This is a genomic window from Sphingomonas sp. So64.6b, from assembly GCF_014171475.1.
GTDB lineage: Bacteria > Pseudomonadota > Alphaproteobacteria > Sphingomonadales > Sphingomonadaceae > Sphingomonas > Sphingomonas alpina_A.
Window position 1 is genome coordinate 1374319 of sequence record NZ_CP048817.1, and the last position, 20629, is coordinate 1394947.

At 62.9% G+C, this 20629-nt stretch carries 19 protein-coding genes and 1 pseudogene; 11 read left to right on the forward strand and 9 right to left on the reverse strand.

Annotated elements, in window-relative coordinates; translation table 11 throughout:
* Window positions 1-206 precede the first annotated feature (206 nt).
* From G4G27_RS06615 to G4G27_RS06635, 5 genes are all read left to right on the forward strand, one after another.
* On the forward strand, window positions 207-674 hold the full coding sequence (locus G4G27_RS06615; RefSeq protein WP_183112606.1) for a hypothetical protein: 468 nt from the start codon (window positions 207-209) through the stop codon (window positions 672-674).
* A 68-nt stretch (window positions 675-742) separates the two neighbouring features.
* Complete coding sequence (locus G4G27_RS06620; protein ID WP_202049671.1) at window positions 743-1000, forward strand: hypothetical protein; 258 nt, start codon at window positions 743-745, stop codon at window positions 998-1000.
* Window positions 1001-1284: 284 nt separating this feature from the next.
* A complete protein-coding gene (locus tag G4G27_RS06625; protein ID WP_202049672.1) occupies window positions 1285-3804 on the forward strand; it encodes a TonB-dependent receptor in 2520 nt (839 codons plus the stop codon).
* Window positions 3804-5270 carry a CehA/McbA family metallohydrolase gene (locus G4G27_RS06630; protein ID WP_183112607.1) on the forward strand — a complete coding sequence of 489 codons (1467 nt, stop codon included), beginning with the start codon at window positions 3804-3806 and terminating at the stop codon, window positions 5268-5270. Before G4G27_RS06625 ends, G4G27_RS06630 begins: the two co-directional genes overlap by 1 nt.
* Before the next feature lie 135 nt (window positions 5271-5405).
* Window positions 5406-5600: a hypothetical protein gene (locus G4G27_RS06635; RefSeq protein WP_183112608.1), complete on the forward strand. Its 195-nt coding sequence runs from the start codon at window positions 5406-5408 to the stop codon at window positions 5598-5600.
* 197 nt (window positions 5601-5797) lie between these two features.
* Here the strand turns inward: G4G27_RS06635 and G4G27_RS06640 are convergent, their stop codons facing one another.
* Both G4G27_RS06640 and G4G27_RS06645 read right to left on the reverse strand, forming a co-directional pair.
* Window positions 5798-6058 (reverse strand): hypothetical protein, encoded by a 261-nt coding sequence (locus G4G27_RS06640; protein WP_183112609.1) that lies wholly within the window; start codon window positions 6056-6058, stop codon window positions 5798-5800.
* A 156-nt stretch (window positions 6059-6214) separates the two neighbouring features.
* Window positions 6215-7624 (reverse strand): M20/M25/M40 family metallo-hydrolase, encoded by a 1410-nt coding sequence (locus tag G4G27_RS06645; protein ID WP_183113656.1) that lies wholly within the window; start codon window positions 7622-7624, stop codon window positions 6215-6217.
* A 236-nt stretch (window positions 7625-7860) separates the two neighbouring features.
* Between G4G27_RS06645 and ettA the strand changes: the two genes are divergently transcribed.
* Entirely contained in the window at window positions 7861-9540 is a 1680-nt protein-coding gene (ettA, locus tag G4G27_RS06650) for an energy-dependent translational throttle protein EttA (protein WP_183112610.1), read from the forward strand.
* 69 nt (window positions 9541-9609) lie between these two features.
* On the opposite strand, the gene G4G27_RS06655 is transcribed toward ettA, so the two are convergent.
* The 7 genes from G4G27_RS06655 to G4G27_RS06685 all read right to left on the reverse strand — a co-directional run bounded on the left by G4G27_RS06655 (window position 9610) and on the right by G4G27_RS06685 (window position 15934).
* A complete protein-coding gene (locus G4G27_RS06655) occupies window positions 9610-9888 on the reverse strand; it encodes an acylphosphatase (RefSeq protein WP_183112611.1) in 279 nt (92 codons plus the stop codon).
* Window positions 9889-10111: 223 nt separating this feature from the next.
* Complete coding sequence (locus tag G4G27_RS06660; protein WP_183112612.1) at window positions 10112-11779, reverse strand: M28 family metallopeptidase; 1668 nt, start codon at window positions 11777-11779, stop codon at window positions 10112-10114.
* Window positions 11780-11789: 10 nt separating this feature from the next.
* The gene (locus G4G27_RS06665) at window positions 11790-12518 is read right to left on the reverse strand and encodes an NYN domain-containing protein (RefSeq protein ID WP_183112613.1); all 729 of its coding nucleotides are present in this window, start codon (window positions 12516-12518) and stop codon (window positions 11790-11792) included.
* A 50-nt stretch (window positions 12519-12568) separates the two neighbouring features.
* Complete coding sequence (locus G4G27_RS06670; protein WP_183112614.1) at window positions 12569-12847, reverse strand: acylphosphatase; 279 nt, start codon at window positions 12845-12847, stop codon at window positions 12569-12571.
* Window positions 12848-12999: 152 nt separating this feature from the next.
* Window positions 13000-13380, reverse strand: coding sequence for a DoxX family protein (locus tag G4G27_RS06675; RefSeq protein ID WP_183112615.1), 381 nt, complete (start codon window positions 13378-13380; stop codon window positions 13000-13002).
* A gap of 52 nt (window positions 13381-13432) precedes the next feature.
* Window positions 13433-13936, reverse strand: a complete 504-nt coding sequence (gene greB, locus G4G27_RS06680) for a transcription elongation factor GreB (RefSeq protein WP_183112616.1) — start codon at window positions 13934-13936, stop codon at window positions 13433-13435.
* Between the two features lie 6 nt (window positions 13937-13942).
* Window positions 13943-15934 carry a lytic transglycosylase domain-containing protein gene (locus G4G27_RS06685; protein WP_183113657.1) on the reverse strand — a complete coding sequence of 664 codons (1992 nt, stop codon included), beginning with the start codon at window positions 15932-15934 and terminating at the stop codon, window positions 13943-13945.
* 89 nt (window positions 15935-16023) lie between these two features.
* On the opposite strand from G4G27_RS06685, the gene dapA reads away from it, so the two are divergent.
* From dapA to G4G27_RS06710, 5 genes and pseudogenes are all read left to right on the forward strand, one after another.
* Complete coding sequence (dapA, locus tag G4G27_RS06690) at window positions 16024-16902, forward strand: 4-hydroxy-tetrahydrodipicolinate synthase (RefSeq protein WP_183112617.1); 879 nt, start codon at window positions 16024-16026, stop codon at window positions 16900-16902.
* An 82-nt stretch (window positions 16903-16984) separates the two neighbouring features.
* Window positions 16985-17276, forward strand: a pseudogene (locus G4G27_RS06695) (GIY-YIG nuclease family protein).
* A 146-nt stretch (window positions 17277-17422) separates the two neighbouring features.
* Window positions 17423-17905: an SsrA-binding protein SmpB gene (gene smpB, locus G4G27_RS06700; RefSeq protein ID WP_183112618.1), complete on the forward strand. Its 483-nt coding sequence runs from the start codon at window positions 17423-17425 to the stop codon at window positions 17903-17905.
* Window positions 17898-18470: a DUF2062 domain-containing protein gene (locus G4G27_RS06705; RefSeq protein ID WP_244624582.1), complete on the forward strand. Its 573-nt coding sequence runs from the start codon at window positions 17898-17900 to the stop codon at window positions 18468-18470. The genes smpB and G4G27_RS06705 overlap by 8 nt, the downstream gene beginning before the upstream one ends.
* A gap of 82 nt (window positions 18471-18552) precedes the next feature.
* Complete coding sequence (locus tag G4G27_RS06710) at window positions 18553-20598, forward strand: M13 family metallopeptidase (RefSeq protein ID WP_183112619.1); 2046 nt, start codon at window positions 18553-18555, stop codon at window positions 20596-20598.
* Window positions 20599-20629 lie beyond the last annotated feature (31 nt).

Sequence of the window (20629 nt, forward strand, 5' to 3'; positions counted from 1 at the left end):
CGAGACCGTGGCGAACGAGGCTATCCACAGGGCGACGGTGAGCATCTTTGCGATTTTCTTGACTGGCTCCTCGTAAGAATCGCTCGGGCTTCAATTCCGACAGGCGGCAATGTCGCCGAACGGTGCCGGACCCGCATCCTAGGTTCGTGGGATGCGCTGGTGGATCAGCGGCGTAATCCGGACCTGCCGACATCTGGGGAACAGCAATGACCCTTCTTCATCGAATTTCCGGTTGCGGGATTACTTTGGCAGCCATCACAGTGGCCACCCTGGTCGCAGCGCCCCTCCGTGCCGCGTCCGAACGGCAAGAGCAGTTGTGCAGTCTTGGGCCGTGCCTGCCGCCGCACCCGACTCCGCCGACGGTCCATGACGGCCGTTTCTCGGTGGGCTACCAGCAGATCTATTGTAAAAGGGCGCCTTGTCCCGCGGGAGGTCTCGCCATCTTCTTTGCCGATCGCCCGCCGATCCGGGTCAAGACGATCGCCTTTGCTCCCGGCACACCCAGGAATCTCCAGCCCGCTTATCAGTGGGACGATCCGAGGCGAAGATATGTCGTGTTCGAGGGTTCGGTTACGATCGCCTTCGACAAGTCGATCGCGGTGATTCGCCCCCTCACTGCCGCTTACAGTCAATCCGCCAAGCCGCCCTCGTCCCCGTTTGGCCCGAAGCGTTGAGCCGATGTACCGAATCCCGCATAATTGCGCTGGACACAATCCACCCGCCGCCGCTCCGATCAGCGGCAATGGTGCACGCACCCCCCATTGCAGCTGAACCGGTCCATGCCGCGGGGACGATCCTGGTGCTTGGCGCCTATGGCGGGTTCGGTGCGCGGTTGTCGCGCCGTCGTGTGGCTGCCGGCCATCATGTCCTCGTGGCTGGCCGCCATCTCGATCGTGCCTCCGCCTTTTGTGCCCGCGAAAAGGGGTTTGCACACGGTTTACAGCGAGCCTCGTTTCTCGCGCTGCGCGTCCGCGATTCTGGCATCCGCCCAGAGGATTAAAAGTCCGCTGGCTATACCAGTAAAATCAACGTCGGTTCCGGCATATGCTGCATTGCTCCCATCGCTGTCATACGAGGGCGGTTCGGGTTTTGTCGGAGTGGGCAGGGGAACGGCGGCGCGCCGTTCGATCGCTTTACGACGTGGCGACGGCCGGGCTCATGCGGCCCGATTGTCAAATTAAGTGCCCGGTTTCGTCATCATTCCGTCGTCCGATCATCGTGAAAGCGCAACGCGCCGATCCTAGCGGGGTCGCTTGATCCGTTAGAGATTAAAGGGACGCGCAAATGATGATGAAAGCGAAGATGGCCGGCCTTGGGATGGCCGTTCTGTCGATGACGTACGGTACATTGGCGTTCGCCCAGACGAAAGCCGACGCGTCGCCGCCTGCAGAAACGCCGAATAGCGATGAGGACATCATCGTCACCGGCCGCGCCGGCAGCGGCGAGCGGACCAAGCTCGAAACCAGTTACGCCATCACGACCTTGTCGAACGATGCGCTTCGGTCGCGCGCGCCATCCAGCGTCACCGAGACATTGAAGTCGGTGCCCGGATTCTGGGTCGAGGCCTCGGGTGGCGAGGGCAGCGGCAATGTCCGCGCGCGCGGCATTCCAGTCGACGGGTTCGGCTCGATCAACCTGCTTGAGGACGGTCTGCCGGTGCAGCATGATCCCTCGCTTGGTTATCTCAACGCTGATCAGGCATTCCGGATGGACGAGTCTATCGACCGAATCGAGGTCGTACGCGGCGGCCCGTCCTCGATCTTTTCGCCGAACGCGCCGGGCGGCGTGGTCAACTTCATCACCAAGCGGCCCGGCGATTCCTTCTCGGGCAATGCTCGGATACTCTACGGACCGACCGCTGACCTGTATCGCTTCGACGGCTGGGTCGGCGGACCGATCGGCGGGGGCTGGAAAGTCGATGTCGGGGGCTTCTACCGCAACGAACGGGGTGTCCGCGATCCGGGCTATACCGGAAACAAGGGCGGCCAGATACGCGCCGATCTGTCGCGCGACTTCGGCAATGGCCATGTCAGCCTGAGTTACAAGCGGCTCGCCGACAATGCGGTCTTCTATACCGGCATTCCGCTGAGCAAGGATCGCGATGGCAATATCGTCGGCATCGCCGGCTTCGACCCGCATTATGGCACCACCGCGAGCCGCGCGAGCGCGTTCCTGACGCTGCGCAACGCTAATGGCCCGGTCTCATTCGACAATACCGATGGCAGCAGCATTCGGCTCGACCAGTTTTCGGCGATGGCGGACTGGGAGTTCGGCGACGGCTGGACGCTCTCCAACAAGGCGCGCTATCGCGATTCGGCGACTGTTCGCAATGGCGTCTATCCGGCTGCGATCAATATCGGCGCGGCTTATGTCGCCTCGAAACAGGCCGCGTTGCTCGCCGCCTATCCCAGCGCCGCGGGCCTGGTGCTTCGCTACACCGACACCGGCCAGGCATTCAATCTCACAGGCCAGAACGGCAACGGCCTGATCTTCGAGAACAGCGCGCGCCCGGTGACGGTCGACGAGAGCGAATTCCTCGACGACCTGCGCCTGACCCGCAAATTCGATCTGTTTGGTCAGACGCACGACATCGCGTTCGGCGTTTATTTCGCGCATATCGATGAGACGTTCCGGCGCTATTCGGCGACGACATTGCAGGATGTTTCGGACAATTCGCGGCTGCTCGATCTCGTCGCGGTCAACGCTGCCGGTCAGGTCGTCGGTTCGCTGACGCAGAACGGCGTGTCACGTTATGGCTCGGAATTTGCCAATGGATCGGGTTCGTCGGATACGATCGCGCTCTATGCGTCGGACGAGTGGCAGGTGACGCCGAAGCTGCGGATCGATGGAGGTGTCCGTTATGAGCGCGTCACGACCAAGGGGGCGCAGGAGGGGACAAAGACGGTCAACCTCGGCGACGCGAGCACGCTGGCGGACAATAATGTGCTGACCGGAAACGGCTTGTTTACCCCGTTCGACCGGCGCTTCGATCATGTCGGCTTCACGATCGGCGGCAATTGGCAGTTCAGCGATTCCGCTGGCCTGTTCGGGCGCTACACCTCCACCTTCCGCCTGCCGAGCGTGGGCAGTTTCATCACCAGCGCCACAGCGGTACCAGTGATCCAGGGCATTCGCATGTGGGAAGCCGGGGTGAAGGCCTCGACCCCGTTGCTCAGTGTCTATGCGACGGGCTTCCTGACCGATTTCGATTCCTTTTCGATCTCAAACTTTCAGTTCAACAGCAGCACCGGCGGTTACACCTCGCAGACCGTCTATACCGATACGCGCGCTTATGGCGTCGAGTTTGAGGGTACGATCCGCCCGGTCGAGTGGTTCGACTTCACGGTCAACGCGACGGTGCAGGAAGCCACGTTCCGTAACTTGCGTTTCAATGAAGTCACAACGAAGCAGGATGGTACCCAGCAGCTAACCGGTCGTGACTATTCGGGCAATCAGCTGCTGCGCGTTCCAAAGGTCGCGCTGCGGGCGACGCCGGGGGTCAATCTGTTCGACAAACGCTTCCGCGCCCAGATGGACGTCGAATATTATTCAGATCGTTATGCCGACGCCGCCAACATCTCGAAGCTGCCAGCCTATACCGTGATCAACGCCAGTGTCCGTTTCGGCCTGACCGACCAGATCACGCTCTGGGCTTACGGGGACAATCTGACCAATCAGCTCGGTTTGACCGAGGGCAATCCGCGCGCCGGCGAGTTGACCAGCGGTCAGGCCAATGATCAGTTGTTCATCGGTCGACCGATTCTCGGTCGCAACGTTCGGTTCGCGGTGGATTTCAAATTCTGATGGTGCTGGCCCGGACCCTGTTTGCCTTGCTGCTCGCTCTGGCCGTCACCACTCCGGCGGCGGCCGAGCCGGCGGCGCCTGATTTTCGTGCCAGGGGTGTCGTGACCGGTGCCGACCACCAGCATTACAGGGAAGTGCCGTTTGACGTGCCGACCGGCGTCGAACGGATCACCGTGACCCTGTCCTATGACAAGGCCAACAAGACGGTGATCGATCTGGGCATATGGGATCCCAAGACGTTCCGCGGATGGAGTGGTGGTGCGCGCGACCGTTTCACGATCGGCCCGAGCGATGCGTCGCCCGGTTATCTTTCCGGCGCCATTCCGGCGGGCCGCTGGCGGGTCACGCTCGGCGTTCCCAATGCGCGAGCGGGAAGCTGCAGTGCTTATACCGTCAGCGTCTTTTTCGACCGCGGCACGGCGCGCAGGGCGACTGCGGCGATCGCCGATGCGCCGTTGAACGATGCGCCCGGCTGGTACCGCGGCGATCTGCACATGCATGACGCTAATAGCGATGGAAGCTGTCTCAGCCAGTCGGGCAAACGCGTGCCGTGCCCCTTGTTCCGCACGATCGAAGCCGCAGCGCAGGCGGGGCTCGATTTCGTCGCGGTCACCGATCACAACACGGTCGCCCATTTGGGAGCCCTGCGCGAACTTCAGCCCTGGTTCGATCGGCTTTTGCTGATCCCGGGCGTCGAGGTCACCACTTTCGGCGGCCATGCCAATATCTTCGCGCCATCGCATTTCGTCGACTTCAGGATTGGCAGCAAGGGTGTGCCGAATGTCGCCGCGCTGGAACGCAAAGTTGCCGAGGCGGGCGCGATCATGTCGATCAACCATCCCGCCTTGCCCTCGGGTGAAGCGTGTATGGGATGTGGCTGGACATGGCCGGCCACCGACTATGCCGGCATCACGGCGATCGAGGCCGTCAACGGCACCATGGCGGAAGGTCCCCTGGCTGGAGTCGGCTTTTGGTACGCCCGGCTCAACGAAGGTCATCGCCTGACCGGCATCGGCGGCAGCGACAATCATGATCCCGACGCGCCCGCCGGCAAGGCGCCAATCGGCCGGCCGACCACCGTGGTCCGTGCCGAGGCGCTGTCGACGCCGGCGATCATTGCCGGGATTCGCGCCGGCAACGTCTTCATCGATGTCGATGGCAGTCGCGACCGGCTGCTCGAATTGCAGGCGATATCGGGCGCCGCCCGCGCCGTGATGGGCGAGACCCTGCAGTTCGTCGGAACGCTCGAGCTCAAGGTGCATGTGGTCGGCATGACCGAGGGCACGATTCAGGTCATCGCCAACGGAAAACCCGACCCGTCGCATCAGGCGGTGGTGACCGGGCCAGATGAATGGCGTTCATTCTCGCTGAATCGAGCCCAGGCCTGCGGCTGGATCAGCGCGACAGTGCTGTCGGGCGGACATCCCCGGCTCATCGGAAATCCGATCTATATCCGGTGTCGCTGACCAGAAGTGCTGCTGGCGCGCGCTGTCAGCGGGCGTTCATTGCGGCGTATGGGCCGAGGTTAAGCGAATGACGATTGCATAGTGGCGGGGAATATTGTCATCGCCGTCGAGCAAATTGCCGGGCGGGAAAAAGAGATGCGCACCATTTCCGACGACGTTGCCGTCAGGCTCTATCACCTCGGTGATGACGGGGCTGCCGCGACGCTGGTGTACGGGACGCTGGGCGAGGCGCTCGCATTGGCCGCGGCGCAAACCGATGATGTGCAGGACGGACTGTTTCTGCAGACCAGCAACGATGTGATCAGTTATCTCGATTATATCGAGGGGTAGGGGGCGGAGGTCGCGGCTCAGTAATGCGCCGTGGCAAAGCCACGTCGTCGGTCGGCGCTGTGGGCGCCGCCGGCCGGTTGCGCCTACAGGCTTGCGATAGCTTCGCTATCGCTTTGCCCGGCGCAACGAAAAAGGGCGCCCCCGAAGGGACGCCCTTTCCGCATCAAACCGATCGGGCCGAAACCCGATCAAGCTGATTACATGTTGTCGGTCTTGGCGTCCGCGGCTTCGCGAACGTTGTCAGCTGCTGCGTTCATGTTGTCAGCAACGTTGCCGGCGTTCTCAGTGATCGCGTCGGCGGTGTTCGAAGCGGCGGCTTCCAGATTGTCAGCGCCGATTTCGAGGTTGTCGGCAACCATCTCAGCGTTGTTTTCAACGGCTGCGGCTTCCGGCGACTTGGTGCAGGCAGCCACGGACATCAGGCCGGCGGCGGCGAGAACAAAGGCGATTTTCTTCATGCGGTTGCTCCCAAGCATAGCAATATTCGCGGCCAGCCCGAATGCTGTCACGAAGCTTGAGCAAATAGCGGCGAATATCGCACCGTCAATCGCAATTTGATCATGATCCTGCCTTAATTCAGCTTGCCGCAAGGTTCTTGGCACTCGGTTCGTCGCTTATCTGGGTGTGACCGACCCGATTTCCTCAGGTGCATTGGCTATAATACCGAGCATCGCGGTCCATGCTGCCACATTCTGGCGCAGCTGTTCCGGATCGATACGGTCGAGCGTATCCTCGGGCGTGTGGTGGTAATCGAAATAGCGCTGGCCAGACTGATTCAGGTCGATCGCCGCCACGCCTTTCTGCATCATCGGGCCGACATCCGAGCCGTCACCGCCGAGTCCCTTGCCGCGTACGATGCCGAGCGGGGCGAGTGCGGCTGCGAGTCGATCGCCCACCGGCTTCGCGCTTTCCGGCAGATTAACTTCGAAGCGCCAGACCCGATCGGCGCCGAAGTCCGATTCTGATGCGGTCGCGTGTTTTTCCGAGCCATGCGCTTCGGCATAGGCGCGGCCGCCAAAGCCGCCGACCTCTTCGGAGCCGAACCACACGACGCGGATCGTCCGGCGCGGCCTGGGGCCATCAAGGAAGCGCTTGGCGGCGGCGGCGGTGATCGCAATCCCCGCGCCATCGTCGATCGCGCCCGTGCCCAGGTCCCAGCTGTCGAGATGTCCCCCGACCAAGACGATGCCGGCCTTCGGATCCGACCCCGGCACTTCGGCGATGACATTGCCCGATTCGTGCGTGCCGGTCTGCTGCGGTGTCAGTACGAGCTTGAGCGTCACCGGCTTGCCGCGTGCAATCATGCGCGAGAGGTTGTCGGCATCCGCGGTGGACAGCGCGGCGGCCGGGATCGGCGTTACCCCGGCGGCGAAGGTGGTGAGGCCGGCATGCGGCCCGCGGCCATGGTCCGATCCGATCGACCGGATGACGATCGCCGCCGCACCCTTGGTCGCGGCGACGTTCGGCCCGACGAAGCGGGCCACACCATAGCTGCCGTAAGAAGACCCATCCTGTGTCGCGACCATCGCGTTCGAGACGAAAGCGATCTTGCCCTTCAGGCTGCCATCGGGCGCGGCCTGAAGGTCAGCGAAGCTGGGGAAATAGGCGATCTCGGCAGTCAAGCCCTCCGGCGGGGTGGCGCCCGAATTGCCCAGCGCGGTGAGGCGCATTTTCTGCGGAAAGGGCGAGACGACTTCGGCGGTTTCCTCGCCGCGAACCCAGACCGGCATCTGATAGGTTTCGATCCGGACATTCTTGAAGCCGAGCGCCTTCAGTTTGGCGAGGCTCCAGGTGCGTGCGCGTGCTTCGGCCTCGGTACCGGCAAGGCGCGGGCCGACCTCGGTCGTAATCCCTTCGATGATGTCATAGGCGACATCGTCCTTCAGTGCCGCATCGCGCATTTTTTCGATCTGGGCAGGCACGACAGGCGCCGCGGCGGTGATGCCCGGGCGCGTCTGAGCGATCAGCGGAGTGGAGAGTGCGGTGGCGGCGAGCGCCGCTATCAGGGCTGTGGTGCGCGACATATATTCTCCATTCGCCTTGAGCGTGTCGCCCGCAACCGGGGTGCCGCTCAACGGTCATTTCGTAATGGTGAGGGACTTAGAGCGAAGACCGGTACTTCGACAAGCCGCTCTTGAGTGAAGGCGAACAGGTCAGGCATAAAAGGTTTTGCGGCGGCCGGCGTTTGCCAACCGGGCCATCGGCCACTACATGGCCCACGACATTTCCAGCATTCTTTTCCCGCGGAGCACGACCCCCGATGGCCGTCCAGTATAGCTATGTGATGAAGGGTCTGACCAAGACCTTCCCCGGTGCCGCCAAGCCGGTGCTCAACAATATCCACCTGCAGTTCCTGCCCACCGCGAAAATCGCGATCATCGGCCCGAACGGGTCGGGCAAGTCGACGCTGATGAAGATCATGGGCGGGATCGACCCCGATTTCACCGGTGAGGCCTGGGCGGCCGAGGGGATCAAGGTTGGTTACCTGCCGCAGGAGCCGCAACTCGACCAAACGCGGACGGTGATCGAGAACGTCAAGCTGGGTGCCGGTCCGGTGGCGCAGATGGTCGAACGCTTCAATGCGATCAGCGCCGAGATGGGCGACCCGACTGACGACACCGATTTCGACGCGCTGCTGGTCGAAATGGGCGAGCTTCAGGAGAAGATCGACGCGGTCGATGGTTGGAGCCTCGACAGCCAGCTTGAACAGGCGATGGAAGCGTTACGCTGCCCGCCGAGCGATTCGTCGGTGGTCAATTTGTCGGGCGGCGAAAAGCGCCGCGTCGCGCTGTGCAAGCTGTTGCTCGAAAAGCCCGATATTCTGCTGCTCGACGAACCGACCAACCATCTCGACGCCGAAAGCGTCGCCTGGCTGGAGAATTTCCTCAAGGAATATACCGGTAACGTCATCCTCGTGACGCATGATCGCTACTTCCTCGACAATGTCGTCAACTGGGTGCTCGAACTCGATCGCGGGCGCTATTACACCTATGAAAGCAACTATTCGGGCTATCTCGAAAAGAAGTCCAAGCGGCTCGAACAGGAAGATCGCGAGGAGCAGGGCAAGCAAAAGGCGATTCAGGACGAACTCGCCTGGATCCGTCAGACGCCCAAGGCGCGCCAGACCAAGTCCAAGGCACGTATCCGCGCGTTCGACGAACTGGTCGCTGCACAGGAGAACCGCACCGTCGGCAAGGCCGCGATCCTCATTCAGATGCCTGAGCGGCTCGGCGGCCGGGTGATCGAGGCGAAGGGCCTGACCAAGGCTTATGGCGACAAATTGCTGTTCGAGAATCTCGATTTCAACTTGCCGCCCGGCGGTATCGTCGGCGTGATCGGCCCAAACGGCGCGGGCAAATCGACGCTGTTCAAGCTGATCACGGGTCAGGAAACGCCGGACGAGGGCGAGATCAGCGTCGGCCAGACGGTCAAGCTTGGTTATGTCGACCAGAGCCGCGACGATCTGACCGCGACCAAGACGGTGTGGGAAGAGGTTTCGGGCGGCTCGGACGTGTTCCGTTTCGGCAAGCAGGAGATCGGCACGCGCGCTTATGTCGGCGCGTTCAACTTCAAAGGCCAGGACCAGCAGAAGAAGGTCGGCCAGCTATCCGGTGGTGAACGCAACCGCGTCCATCTTGCCAAGATGCTCAAGGAGGGCGGCAACGTCCTGCTGCTCGACGAACCGACCAACGATCTCGACGTCGAGACGCTGCGCGCTCTGGAAGAGGCGCTGGAGAGCTTCGCCGGCTGCGCCGTGGTGATCAGCCATGACCGCTTCTTCCTCGATCGCCTGGCGACGCACATCCTGGCGTTCGAAGGCGATTCGCATGTCGAATGGTTCGAGGGCAATTTCGAAAGCTATGAAGAGGACAAGCGCCGCCGCCTCGGCGACGCGGCGGATCGTCCGACGCGCCTGGCGTACAAGAAACTCACGCGCTGATCAGTTTTGTTGCGTCCTCCCGACCTCACCGGCTGCAACGTCCGGTGAGGTCGGGCGCGGGGCGCTATCTCAGGTGCCTAGGCGCTTGGTGAATCCTTTCAACTTGGCATCCTGAGCGGCGAGCACTTCGATGTGATCGACGCGGGCCATTTCAGGCCCTTGGCGCAGTGCTTCGACCAGTGCGCCGACGGCCTCTTCCTCGCCCGAGGCGACGAGCTCGACACCGCCGCCATGCGTATTACGCACCCAGCCGGTCACGCCGAGCGCGCGGGCGCGATTCACCGCCCAGTTACGATATCCAACACCTTGTACGCGGCCGGTCACGATCATCCGTTGTGTTGCGGTCATTTTCGTTCGCCCATTCCGCCGTGCGACCCCCGCGCGGCTCATCTGACGCTATCGACGAGTTAAAATCGCGACAGATGGAGTTTCAGCGTTTTGCCGTGATTGCAGAAGCTTCTGGCGTGAATTGAGCTGCATATGCGATGAGCTGAGCAGGTTGTAACTGCGGCGCGGCACGATCGCCCGATAGAAGGCGGCTCCTAGCGATCCCCACCGCGCGCGCCGCAAACTACCGGCGCTCCGCCGATGTTTTTGCCCTAATCGCGGCGAATTCTGACTCCTTGCTCCATACAGGCCAGACCCGCGAGTTGCCGAGCGACGTGCCGATCGTTTTAAAAAGTGCGACGTCCGCGGCCGCGCCGCGCAGATCCCAGTCGGCGGACCAAGCGTCGCACGTCTTGTGATAACAGGTCATATAGTCATCGAGCCATTTCTGCCCGGCCACGCGTCCGCCAGTTTTCAGGTCGGGCGCGCCGCCCAACGCCATCAGCAGCAGTGAAGGCACGCCCCGGCGCACGACGGAGAAATGATCGGCGCGATAGAACAGGCCGCGCTCGGAAAAGGTCTCCGGCGTGATCGCGCGGCCCTGTGCCTTCGCTGCAGTTGTCAGATCGGCGTCGAGCGAGGAACTGCCGGCGCCGACCAGAATGACATCTTGCGCCGGACCGGCGGTTTGCAAGATATCAAGGGTCAGATTTGCCGCCGTCTTGCTGAGCGGCCGTAGCGGGTGCGTAGCGTAATATTCGGAACCGAGCAGGCCACGTTCCTCGCCTGTCCATAGCGCGAAAACCATGGTTCGATCGGCGCGCGGTGCCGCCTTGAACACCCTGGCCAGTTCGAGCACGCCCGCCACACCCAGCCCATCGTCATTCGCGCCGGGGCGGATTGTTTTGCCTTGGGCGTCGGACGGACCGGCGCCATAAGCGTCCCAGTGCGCGGCGAACATGACGCTCTCGTCCGGCCGCGTCCGGCCCGGCAAAGTGGCCAGGACATTGGCGCTTTCGATCCGCTCGACATTGACCGGCAGCGCGGCGTTGAAGTTTAAACCCTTGAGTTCAACCGGCTGGAACCCGGCCGAGCGGGCCTGCACGCGCAGCGCGCCAAGATCGAGCCCGGCAGCGGTGAAGATGCGCGTCGCGGTGTCATCCTCGATCCACCCCTGGAGCGGGACACGTGGATCGTCGGCGGAACGTACGATATCGAAATTCTCACCGTTCGATGCCGCAGCGGTGCTCCATCCATAGCCGGCACCGGCGGTATCATGGACGATTAGCGCAGCGATCGCCCCGCGCCGCGCCGCCTCTTCGAACTTGTAGGTCCAGCGGCCGTAATAGGTCATGCGGCGCCCCCCGAACCGGCCGGCCGCATCCTCTCCGGCCACCGCCTCGAAATCGGGATCGTTAACCAGGAAGATGGCGACTTTTCCCTTCAGGTCCAGGCCCTTGAAGTCGTCCCAGCCGGCCTCGGGTGCGCTGACCCCATAGCCAACGAACACCAGCGGCGCCGCCGCGATATCGATACGCGGCGCATCGCGCACGGTGGTCAGGTTGATCTGGGTCGACTGAGCGAGCGACATGGACTGGCCGTTGGCGACCGTCAGTGAAACCGATCCGCCCGCGCCAATTCGGGTGTGGATCAATGGGACGGCCTGCGTCCAGCCGCCCTGGTCGCCACCTGGTTCGAGCCCCATCGCCTTGAAGCGCGCAATGAGGAAATCGATCGTCTTGCGTTCCCCGGGCGTCCCCGGCGCACGTCCTTCATACTCGTCCGATGCAAGCGTCTTCACGATTTCCGACAAACGTGCCGGATCGATGCTTGCACGTGGTGGTGACGCGTCCCGGGCCAATGCCGGCGCCGTCAGCAAGAGAGCGCCCGTGGCGATAATCAATGCGCGCATGGCGACCTCCTTATTTCTTCAATTTGACGAATGCCCCGCCGTCGCGGCGATCGACGACGAATCCGGGCACGGCCTCGAACATGTCCGATAGCCGGCCATAGCCATAGCTGCGCACATCAAAACTCGAACGGTTGCTGGCGCGCTGGCCGACCTCGCTTAGCGACGCGAACCCTCCTGCGTCGCGTTTAGATGCGTTATAGGCATCGATCAGCATGGTGACGACGTCGGGTTCGATCCCGTTGCGCGCCCTGCCTGGCGTCGCCGGGGCGGGGACGGCAGGGGCAGGCTCCTTGCGGGCAATCAGTTCAGCGACGTCAATGAAACGGTTGCAAGCCGCACGAAAACCCTCCGGAGTGGTGGAACGACCAAAGCCGTAAACCTTCAGCCCATCCTGGCGAATGCGCGTCACCAGCGGCATGAAATCGCTGTCCGACGACATGATGCCGAATCCCGTCACGCGACCGCTGGCGAGCAGGTCCATCGCGTCGATCGTCATCTTCATGTCGGTTGCGTTCTTGCCCTTGGTCAGGTCGAACTGCTGTTGCGGCTCGAGCGCGTAGCGCAGCGCGACCGCCTCCCAGCCTTTCAGGGCGGGCTTGTTCCAATTGCCATAGATGCGGCGAACATTGACGGTGCCGAGATCGGCAAGCGCGGTCAGCACCGGGTCGATCGCCGCGGGTGAAGCATTGTCCGCGTCGATCAGGAGCGCAACATTGCCGGTAGGAAGGGTATCGGTCATCACGCCATCCTGCACTGGGTAAACGGTGGCGTCACCCCGCGTTTATCGCTTCAGGCGGTAAAGCGCTTGGTGAAGCCTTTGGGGGCACGTTCGTCGTCGGGCCTGGCTTGCAGGCTGTCGATTCGGGCCAGGTCGGAACCCCGGCGGCAGGCATCGATGAACGCGGTCGCGGCATCGTCCTCGCCCACGACCAGTATCTCGACCCGGCCGTCGCGTAGATTGCGTACCCAGCCGGTTACGCCATTTTCCTGCGCACGCCGCACGATCCAGTCGCGAAAACCGATATTCTGAACTTTGCCGCTGATAAAGACACGCTGCGTCGATGCCATTCCCGCCCCCACTCATGCTACAAGACGACCGCCCAAGAAGGGCGCCGCCGTGACCGGCCTAGCACAGGCCGAGGGGAGTGGAGCGCGGCCTGCCGGGAATCCGTCGTATTCCCGGCAGCTTTTATCGTACCGACATGGTCAGCCTGATCGGATCAGGCGCGATTGCGTGCTGCGTCGGCGCTCCAGGCGCCAGCGCCCGCGGCGGCGAGAAACAGGAAGATGAAGCAATAAAGCATCGCCGCCTCACCGCCATTAACCGAAGGATAGAGGCTCTTCGGTGCATGGGCCATGAAATAGGCGACCGCCATCATGCCCGAAAGGACGAACGCCACAGGCCGCGTGAACAACCCGATGATGATCAGCGCGCCGCCGACCAGTTCCAGCGTACCGGCCGCGTAAAGCAAAGGATTGAGCGGCACGGGGAAGGGCGGCACGTTGAAGAATTTCGAGACGCCGTGATGCAGGAAACCCAGACCCGCAACGATCCGGAGCAGGGCGAGCAATTTGGGCGACCAGGTGGCGGGTATCGGCATGGCGAATATCCTTTGTTTCGATGCCGCATCGTTCCACGCACCCGCCACCGGGTCAATCCGCGGCGATGAAACGCTCGGTTGCCGGATAGACGATCGCCACCACTTCATATTCCTTTTCGCCGCCGGGCAATGTCACCCTGCGTACATCGCCGACCGCCGCACCGCGCAAGGCCCGCGCGAGTGGTGCACCCCAGCCGATCCTGCCCAAGCCCGTTTCGGTCTCGTCATCTCCGACAATGGTCAGGACCCGCTCGACATCATCCTGATCGGTGATGGTGACGGTCGCGCCGAAAAAGACCCGGCTGCGGTCGGGCTGGTCGGCGGGGTCGATCACCTTGGCCGCTTTCATGCGTTTCGCCAGCCAGCCGAGCCGGCGGTCGATCTCGCGCAATCTCTTGCGACCATAGATATAGTCGCCATTCTCCGACCGGTCGCCATTGCCGGCAGCCCAGGAAATGACGTCGACCAGCTTGGGCCGCTCCTCGCCCAGCAAGTGACGATATTCGGCGCTGAGCACGGCATAACCGGCCGGCGTGATATAATTGGGTTGATCCAAGGGGGCTCAGCCCGGCCGCTGCTTGCCCAGATACCAGCTGATCCGGTTCGCACCGCTCGAGCGCGAGCGTGCCGGGTTCATCAGGTCATAGACCACGGCATTTTCCAGCACGCGCTGAACATAGTTGCGCGTCTCCTGGATCGGGATCGCCTCGATCCAGTCGACCATGTCGACCGCGCCGGTACGCGGGTCGCCATTGGCGCGGAGCCATTTGTTCACATTGCCCGGCCCGGCATTGTACGCCGCGACGGCCAGCGGATAGCTGTTATAGTTATTGTAGACGCGCTGGAAATAACTCGAACCGAGCTGGATATTATAATCGGTGTCGGTGGTCAGCGAGCCCGGTTGATAGGTCAGGCCCAGCTTGCCCGCGGTTTCCCGCGCGGTGCCGGGCATCAACTGCATCAGGCCGCGCGCGCCGGCATGGCTGATCGCGGCGCGGTCGAACTGGCTTTCCTGACGCGCGATCGCATGGATCATCGTCCAGTTGCTTGCCTGCGTGTCCGGCACGCGGACATTGGGGAAGGCGACCGTGGTATAATCGGTGAAACCATTCTGCAGCGCACTACGCCCCACCATCACGCCGAGATCGGGCCGGCCGAGCATGCGCGACAATTCGGTCGCAAGCATGTGATCGCTGTCGCTTTTCGCGTCGATTGCGATCTGGCGCACAAATGCGGTCTGATCTTCCCAGCGGCCGACCGTGCCGAGATATTGCGCCGCACGCACCGTTTCGCGTGCGAAATAGGCCGCGCGGACCGATTCATCGATCGGACGCGGCACCGGATTGCCTGGCGGCGTCAGCGGCAGCGCGAGCCGCTCGAGTGCAAGCTGGCCGTAAAACAGGTCGCGATAACCGGCGGCGCGCGTGAAGAAGGCATTGGCATCCGCCGAGCGCCCCGCTGCCAGCGCCGCGCGGCCCGCCCAATAATAACCCTTGGACTGCGATTGCGGCGTCTGGGAACCCCGGGCGTAACGGTCGTACATGCCGATCGCATCGGCCGGCCTGTTGAGCCTCTTGAGCGCGGTCTGTCCGGCCAGCCAGACCAGGCTGGTATAATCGTCGCGCTCACCCAGTGGCGCCCGGCTGATATCGGTCCCTTCGGAGAACGCATCGTCAACCTTGCTCGCGATATCGAAAGCGGTCTGGGCCTGACCGTCGTTCGCCGCTTCGCGGGCATTGGCGAGCAGCACCTCGAACCATTTCTCGACATCGCCGGGGCGCCGCGCGAGCGAACGGGGACGGGCGAGCCAGGAGCGCGCGCTCGGTGCGGCGGAATTGTTGCGCAGCCAGGTCGCGCGATCGGCGATGTAACCGGGATCGTTCGCGCCGATACCCTGCGTCGCGGCCGAGCGCTCCGCAGCGTCCACCGCATTGGTGCGGAAGGCGAGCCGCGCCTCGAACAGGGCGCGCTTGCCCGGGCTGACCAGCGCGATCTGGCGTTGCGCCGATGCCGTCGAGCCCTGCCAGAGCAGTTCGTCCATCCGCGCGTCATGGTCCTCGGAACGGAGCGCGCCGGGGAAGCCGGAAATCAGCTTCGCCTCGTCGGTCACCGACAGCGGTCCCGATACCCAAGCGTTGCGCGCCGCGACCTGCGCTTCGTCACGCTGGCCGGTCAGCGACAAGGCCTCGGCATGACGGGTCTTGCCGGCCCCGGTCAGGGGAGCGTGACGCCGAAAATAACTGACCGCGGTGGAGGGCGACCAGTTGCCCGCCTCCATCGATCGCTCGGCCGTGCGGCGTAGCGCGTTCTCGCCTGGCCAGCCGGGATGGGCGATCAGGAAGCGCGCATATCGATCGAACGGATAGCTGCTCGACTGGCGCAACGCGTTCCATTCGCTGACCGCTGCGGCCATCGCCGCGCTTTGCGGCGTCTGTCCCTGAAGCAATTGCTGAGCGCGGCCCCAACCGAGCTGTTCCTGCGGGACGCCCGATGCGACGGCGAGCCCTGAGATACCGGCAAGCAATACGCCGGATTTGATGACCGATGCTATCATGTGGACAGAATAGGCCATCGCACCTTATTTGTCGCTGAACAAAATTACAAAATACGTGGGATTCATCGCCCGCGAGGAGCATATCACCCATGTTTTCCGGATCGATCCCAGCGCTCGTCACGCTGTTCGAAGACGACGGCGCGTTCGCGGAAAACGCCTATCGCGATTTCGTCGAGTGGCAGATCAGCGAAGGTTCGGCCGGACTGGTGCCGTGCGGCACAACCGGCGAGGCCGCGACATTGAGCGCGGAAGAGCATTTCCACGTGGTACGCGTTTGCGCCGAACAGGCGAAGGGCAGGGTGCCCATTCTTGCCGGGGCCGGGTCGAACGATACGCGCGTGGCGATCGCCAATGTGAAGGCGGCGAAGCAGGCTGGCGCCGATGCCGCGCTGATGGTGCCGCCCTATTATAACCGGCCCAGCCAGGAAGGCATTTTCCGCCATTTCGAAGCAGTGGCAACGGAATCGCCGCTGCCGATCGTGCTCTACAACGTCCCCGGCCGCACCGTGACCGACATCCAGCCGGCGACGATGGCGCGGATCGTCCAGGCGTTTCCGGACATATTCATCGGCGTGAAGGACGCGACCGGCTCGCTTGGCCGTGTCAGCGAACAGCGCGCCGGTTGCGGCCGGGATTTCGTGCAACTTTCGGGCAATGACGAGACGGCGCTGGCCTTCAACGCGATGGGCGGGATCGGCTGCATCTCCGTCACCGCGAACATCGCGCCGCGGCTGTGCGCCGATTTCCAGGCGGCGTGGGCGGCGGGGGACACGGCGGGCGCATTGGCGCTGCACGACCGGCTTTATCCGCTGCACATCGCGATGTTCACCGACGCATCGCCCGGGCCGGTGAAATATGCGCTGGGCAAAATCCGGCCGGAATGGCCTGTGGCTTTACGCTTGCCGATGACCTGGCCGAACGAGGCAAGCCAGCGCGCGGTGGATGCGGCGTTGGCGGTCGCTCTCTGACGTTCGTTCCAACTTCGTCACCAACACCTCAGTCGTCACCCCAACGAAGGCTGGGGTCTCAAGCCGCAGGGGAACGCTTGAAATGACACGCGGTGGCTGGACCTACATGATGGCCAACAAACCGCGCGGCATGATCTACATCGGCGTTACCGCCTATCTCGCCCAGCGTGTCGATCAAAACCGTCGCGACGTTGGATCGGCATTTTGCCGGCGATATGGGATCAAGACCCTGATGCTCGTCGAATGGCACGATGAAATCGAATTCGCGATCGCTCGAGAAAAAGGCATTGAAGGCGTGGAAGCGTGATTGGAAGATCCGCTTGATTGAGGAAACCAATCCTGAGTGGAATGATTTGTTCGACCTCATCACATGATCGCTTGAGATCCCAGCCTTCGCTGGGGTGACGAGGGGGTGGGGGATGGCGATGAGGTGAGCGGCGCTGCATTGGAGGTGAGTGCGGTGCTAAGTTATCACCCCCGCTTCCAATCCGCTTCGCCCGCGCCTACATGCCCACCTCCCATGGCCCGTCCCAAACCCGCCACCTTCGAAAAGACCAAGGTCGTTGCCGAGAACCGGCGCGCCAAATTCGATTATGCGATCGAGACGGTCTATGAGGCCGGCATCGCGCTGACCGGCACCGAAGTGAAGGCGTTGCGCACCGGCCAGGGATCGATCGCCGAAAGCTATGCCGAAGTCGATGACGGCCAGGTCTGGCTGATTAATTCCAACGTGCCCGAATTCAGCCATGGCAACCGCTTCAACCATGAGCCCAAGCGCCCCCGTAAATTGCTCCTTCACGAGAGGGAGATAAACAAGATGCACGGGGCGGTGGCGCGCGAGGGCATGACCCTGGTGCCGCTGTCGATCTATTTCAATTCGTCGGGCAAGGCGAAGGTGGAATTGGCGTTGGCGAAGGGCAAAAAGGCGCATGACAAGCGCGAGACGATCAAGGAGCGCGACTGGAAGCGCGAGCAGGGAAGGTTGATGCGTGATCGTGGCTGAGCAGGGGGTGTTCGCCAAGTTCGTCGCATGGTGCCGGCGCAACACGCCCACGCGCGAAAGCATGGAGAGCAATCGCTTTCTCAAGCCCGTCGCGCACCGTGTGTTGCGGCCGGAGCTGTGGCGCTTCACGCGTCGCTCGGTGCCGCGCGGCGTCGCGCTGGGCATGGTCACCGGCATCCTCGCGCCGGTCGCGCAAGTGGCGCTGTCCGCCGTTCTCGCGCTGCCATTTCGCGCCAATATCCCGGCGGCGGCGCTCACCACCTTCATCACTAATCCTTTCACCACGCCGCCTTTATGGGTTGCCGCTTATTGGATCGGCCGCTCCGTGCTGCGCCTGGACGCGCACGTGCCGGGCAGTCCGATCGCCAACACCGTCGATGCGAATGCCGGCTGGCTGAGCTGGATCGCGTCGGAAGCGGCGCCGGCCACTGCGATTGGGCTGCTGATCATCACCGTCGCCTTTGCCGTCGTCGGTTATTTCGCCAGCGCGCTCGGCTGGCGCCTGTGGATCGCGCGTAAATGGCGCAATCGCCACCGGTCGAGGGTGGTCGATCCGGCAAATTGACCCCAAATTGACGGCCCCAAATTGACTGGGCGTATTGTTCGACTAGAACACGGCATCCTTCCCTGAATTTTCGGATGCCCCAATGTCCAGAACGCCGTTCGTAACGCTGCTGTTGTCCGCCACCGCCTTTATAGGCTGCGCTGCTGCCAGCTCTTCGCAAAATGCCCCGGTTATCGAGGCCGCTGCCAAGCCATCGATCGGTAGCTTCGGCTTTGACGAGACCGGCATGGACCGCAAGGTGGCGCCGGGCGACGATTTCTATGATTTCGCCAACGGTGCCTGGGTGGAAAAGACGCCGATCCCGGCGGACAAGGCCAATTTTGGCGCGTTCGACCTGCTGCAGGACCTGTCGCGCGAACGGACGCGTGGCATCCTGGAGGCAGCGAAGGCGAAGCCCGGTTCTAAGATCGGTGCGGCCTATGCCGCCTATCTCGATCAGGCGGCGATCGAGGCCAAAGGGCTGGCGCCGATCAAGCCATGGCTGAACAAGATCAAGGCGCTGAAGTCGCCGGCCGGTTATGCCGCATTGGTTGCGGAGGCCGATCGCAACGGCGTCGGCGTGCCGTTCAACACCGGCGTCTCGCAGGATCAAAAGAATCCGGACGCCTATGCCTTGCAGATGCGCCAAGGTGGCCTCGGCCTGCCCGACCGCGATTTCTATCTTGATGCGAACGATGCCAAGCTTGCCGCCGCCAAGACGGCCTATCAGGCGCATATCGCGAAAATGTTCACGTTTGCCGGCGAGCCCGATGCGGATGCGCGGGCCAGGGCAATCGTCGATTTCGAAACCGGGATCGCCCAGGTTAGCTGGACCCGCGCCGAAAGCCGCGATGCCGACAAGACGTATAACAAGATGACGGTTGCCGACCTGGGGAAGTCCGCGCCCGGTTTCGATTTCGCGACCTATTTCAGGGGTATCGGCATTCCGGCCGATAGCGTCATCGTCGGCCAGCCGAGCGCGATCAGCGGCATCGCCAAATTGATCGGCGCGACACCGGTCGGCGTACTCCGGGATCAGTTGCTGATCCGCTCGCTCGAAGGGTTCGCGTCGGTCCTGCCAACGGCGTTCGACAAGGAGAATTTCGCGATGTTCAGCACCGTGCTGTCGGGGACGCCCGAACAGCAGGCGCGCTGGAAACGCGGCGTCGATTATACCAGCGGTGTGCTGACCGACGATGTCAGCAAGCTTTACGTCGCGCAATATTTCCCGCCCGAAACCAAGGCGGCGGCGGATGCACTGGTCAAGAACATCATTACCGCGATGAACGCGCGGATCGACAAGCTCGACTGGATGGCGCCCGAAACCAAGGTCAAGGCGCACGCCAAGCTCGCCGCGTTCACGCCGCGGATCGGTTATCCCGATAAGTGGCGCGATTATTCGGCGCTGCGCGTCGCGCCCGGCGACGCGTTCGGCAACACGCTGCGCGCCAATCAATGGGCGCATGATTATAATGCCGGGAAGCTGGGCAAGCCGATCTACCGCTGGGAGTGGGGCCTGGCCCCGATGACGGTCAACGCACAGGCCAACCCGACCTTGGTCGCGATCACCTTCCCGGCGGCGATCCTGCAGCCGCCCTTTTTCGATCCCAATGCCGACCCCGCGATCAACTATGGCGGCATCGGCGCAGTGATCGGCCATGAGATGAGCCATCATTTCGACGATCAGGGCGCAAAATATGATCTGAAGGGCCGGTTGACCGACTGGTGGACGCCCGCCGATGTGGCGAGCTTCAAGAAGCTGACCGGCAATCTTGTCGCGCAATATGACGCTTATGAACCGCTGCCCGGCCGCAAGGTCAACGGCACGCTGACGCTGGGTGAGAATACCGCCGACTTGGCCGGCCTGAGCGCGTCGTTCGACGCCTATCACGCTTCGCTCGGCGGCAAGCCCGCGCCGGTGATCGACGGTTTCACCGGCGACCAGCGTTTCTATCTCGGTTGGGCACAGGTGTGGCGGCGCAGCTATCGCGAGGCGGACATGATCCAGCGCCTCAAGACCGATCCGCACGCGCCCTCGCAGCTGCGCGCGGGAATCGTGCGCAATCTCGATCCCTGGTACGGCGCATTCGAGCCGGAAGCGGGCGAGAAACTCTATCTGGCACCGGAACAGCGCGTTCGCATCTGGTAACCGCTTGACGATGCACCGAGCGCGGCCAAAG

Bases quoted from the DNA above. Each gene is read 5' to 3' on its own strand.
- G4G27_RS06615 (WP_183112606.1), top strand. From the start codon at position 207: ATGACCCTTCTTCATCGAATTTCCGGTTGCGGGATTACTTTGGCAGCC.
- G4G27_RS06620 (WP_202049671.1), top strand. From the start codon at position 743: ATGGTGCACGCACCCCCCATTGCAGCTGAACCGGTCCATGCCGCGGGG.
- G4G27_RS06625 (WP_202049672.1), top strand. From the start codon at position 1,285: ATGATGATGAAAGCGAAGATGGCCGGCCTTGGGATGGCCGTTCTGTCG.
- G4G27_RS06630 (WP_183112607.1), top strand. From the start codon at position 3,804: ATGGTGCTGGCCCGGACCCTGTTTGCCTTGCTGCTCGCTCTGGCCGTC.
- G4G27_RS06635 (WP_183112608.1), top strand. From the start codon at position 5,406: ATGCGCACCATTTCCGACGACGTTGCCGTCAGGCTCTATCACCTCGGT.
- G4G27_RS06640 (WP_183112609.1), bottom strand. From the start codon at position 6,058: ATGAAGAAAATCGCCTTTGTTCTCGCCGCCGCCGGCCTGATGTCCGTG.
- G4G27_RS06645 (WP_183113656.1), bottom strand. From the start codon at position 7,624: ATGTCGCGCACCACAGCCCTGATAGCGGCGCTCGCCGCCACCGCACTC.
- ettA (WP_183112610.1), top strand. From the start codon at position 7,861: ATGGCCGTCCAGTATAGCTATGTGATGAAGGGTCTGACCAAGACCTTC.
- G4G27_RS06655 (WP_183112611.1), bottom strand. From the start codon at position 9,888: ATGACCGCAACACAACGGATGATCGTGACCGGCCGCGTACAAGGTGTT.
- G4G27_RS06660 (WP_183112612.1), bottom strand. From the start codon at position 11,779: ATGCGCGCATTGATTATCGCCACGGGCGCTCTCTTGCTGACGGCGCCG.
- G4G27_RS06665 (WP_183112613.1), bottom strand. From the start codon at position 12,518: ATGACCGATACCCTTCCTACCGGCAATGTTGCGCTCCTGATCGACGCG.
- G4G27_RS06670 (WP_183112614.1), bottom strand. From the start codon at position 12,847: ATGGCATCGACGCAGCGTGTCTTTATCAGCGGCAAAGTTCAGAATATC.
- G4G27_RS06675 (WP_183112615.1), bottom strand. From the start codon at position 13,380: ATGCCGATACCCGCCACCTGGTCGCCCAAATTGCTCGCCCTGCTCCGG.
- G4G27_RS06685 (WP_183113657.1), bottom strand. From the start codon at position 15,934: ATGATAGCATCGGTCATCAAATCCGGCGTATTGCTTGCCGGTATCTCA.
- dapA (WP_183112617.1), top strand. From the start codon at position 16,024: ATGTTTTCCGGATCGATCCCAGCGCTCGTCACGCTGTTCGAAGACGAC.
- smpB (WP_183112618.1), top strand. From the start codon at position 17,423: ATGGCCCGTCCCAAACCCGCCACCTTCGAAAAGACCAAGGTCGTTGCC.
- G4G27_RS06710 (WP_183112619.1), top strand. From the start codon at position 18,553: ATGTCCAGAACGCCGTTCGTAACGCTGCTGTTGTCCGCCACCGCCTTT.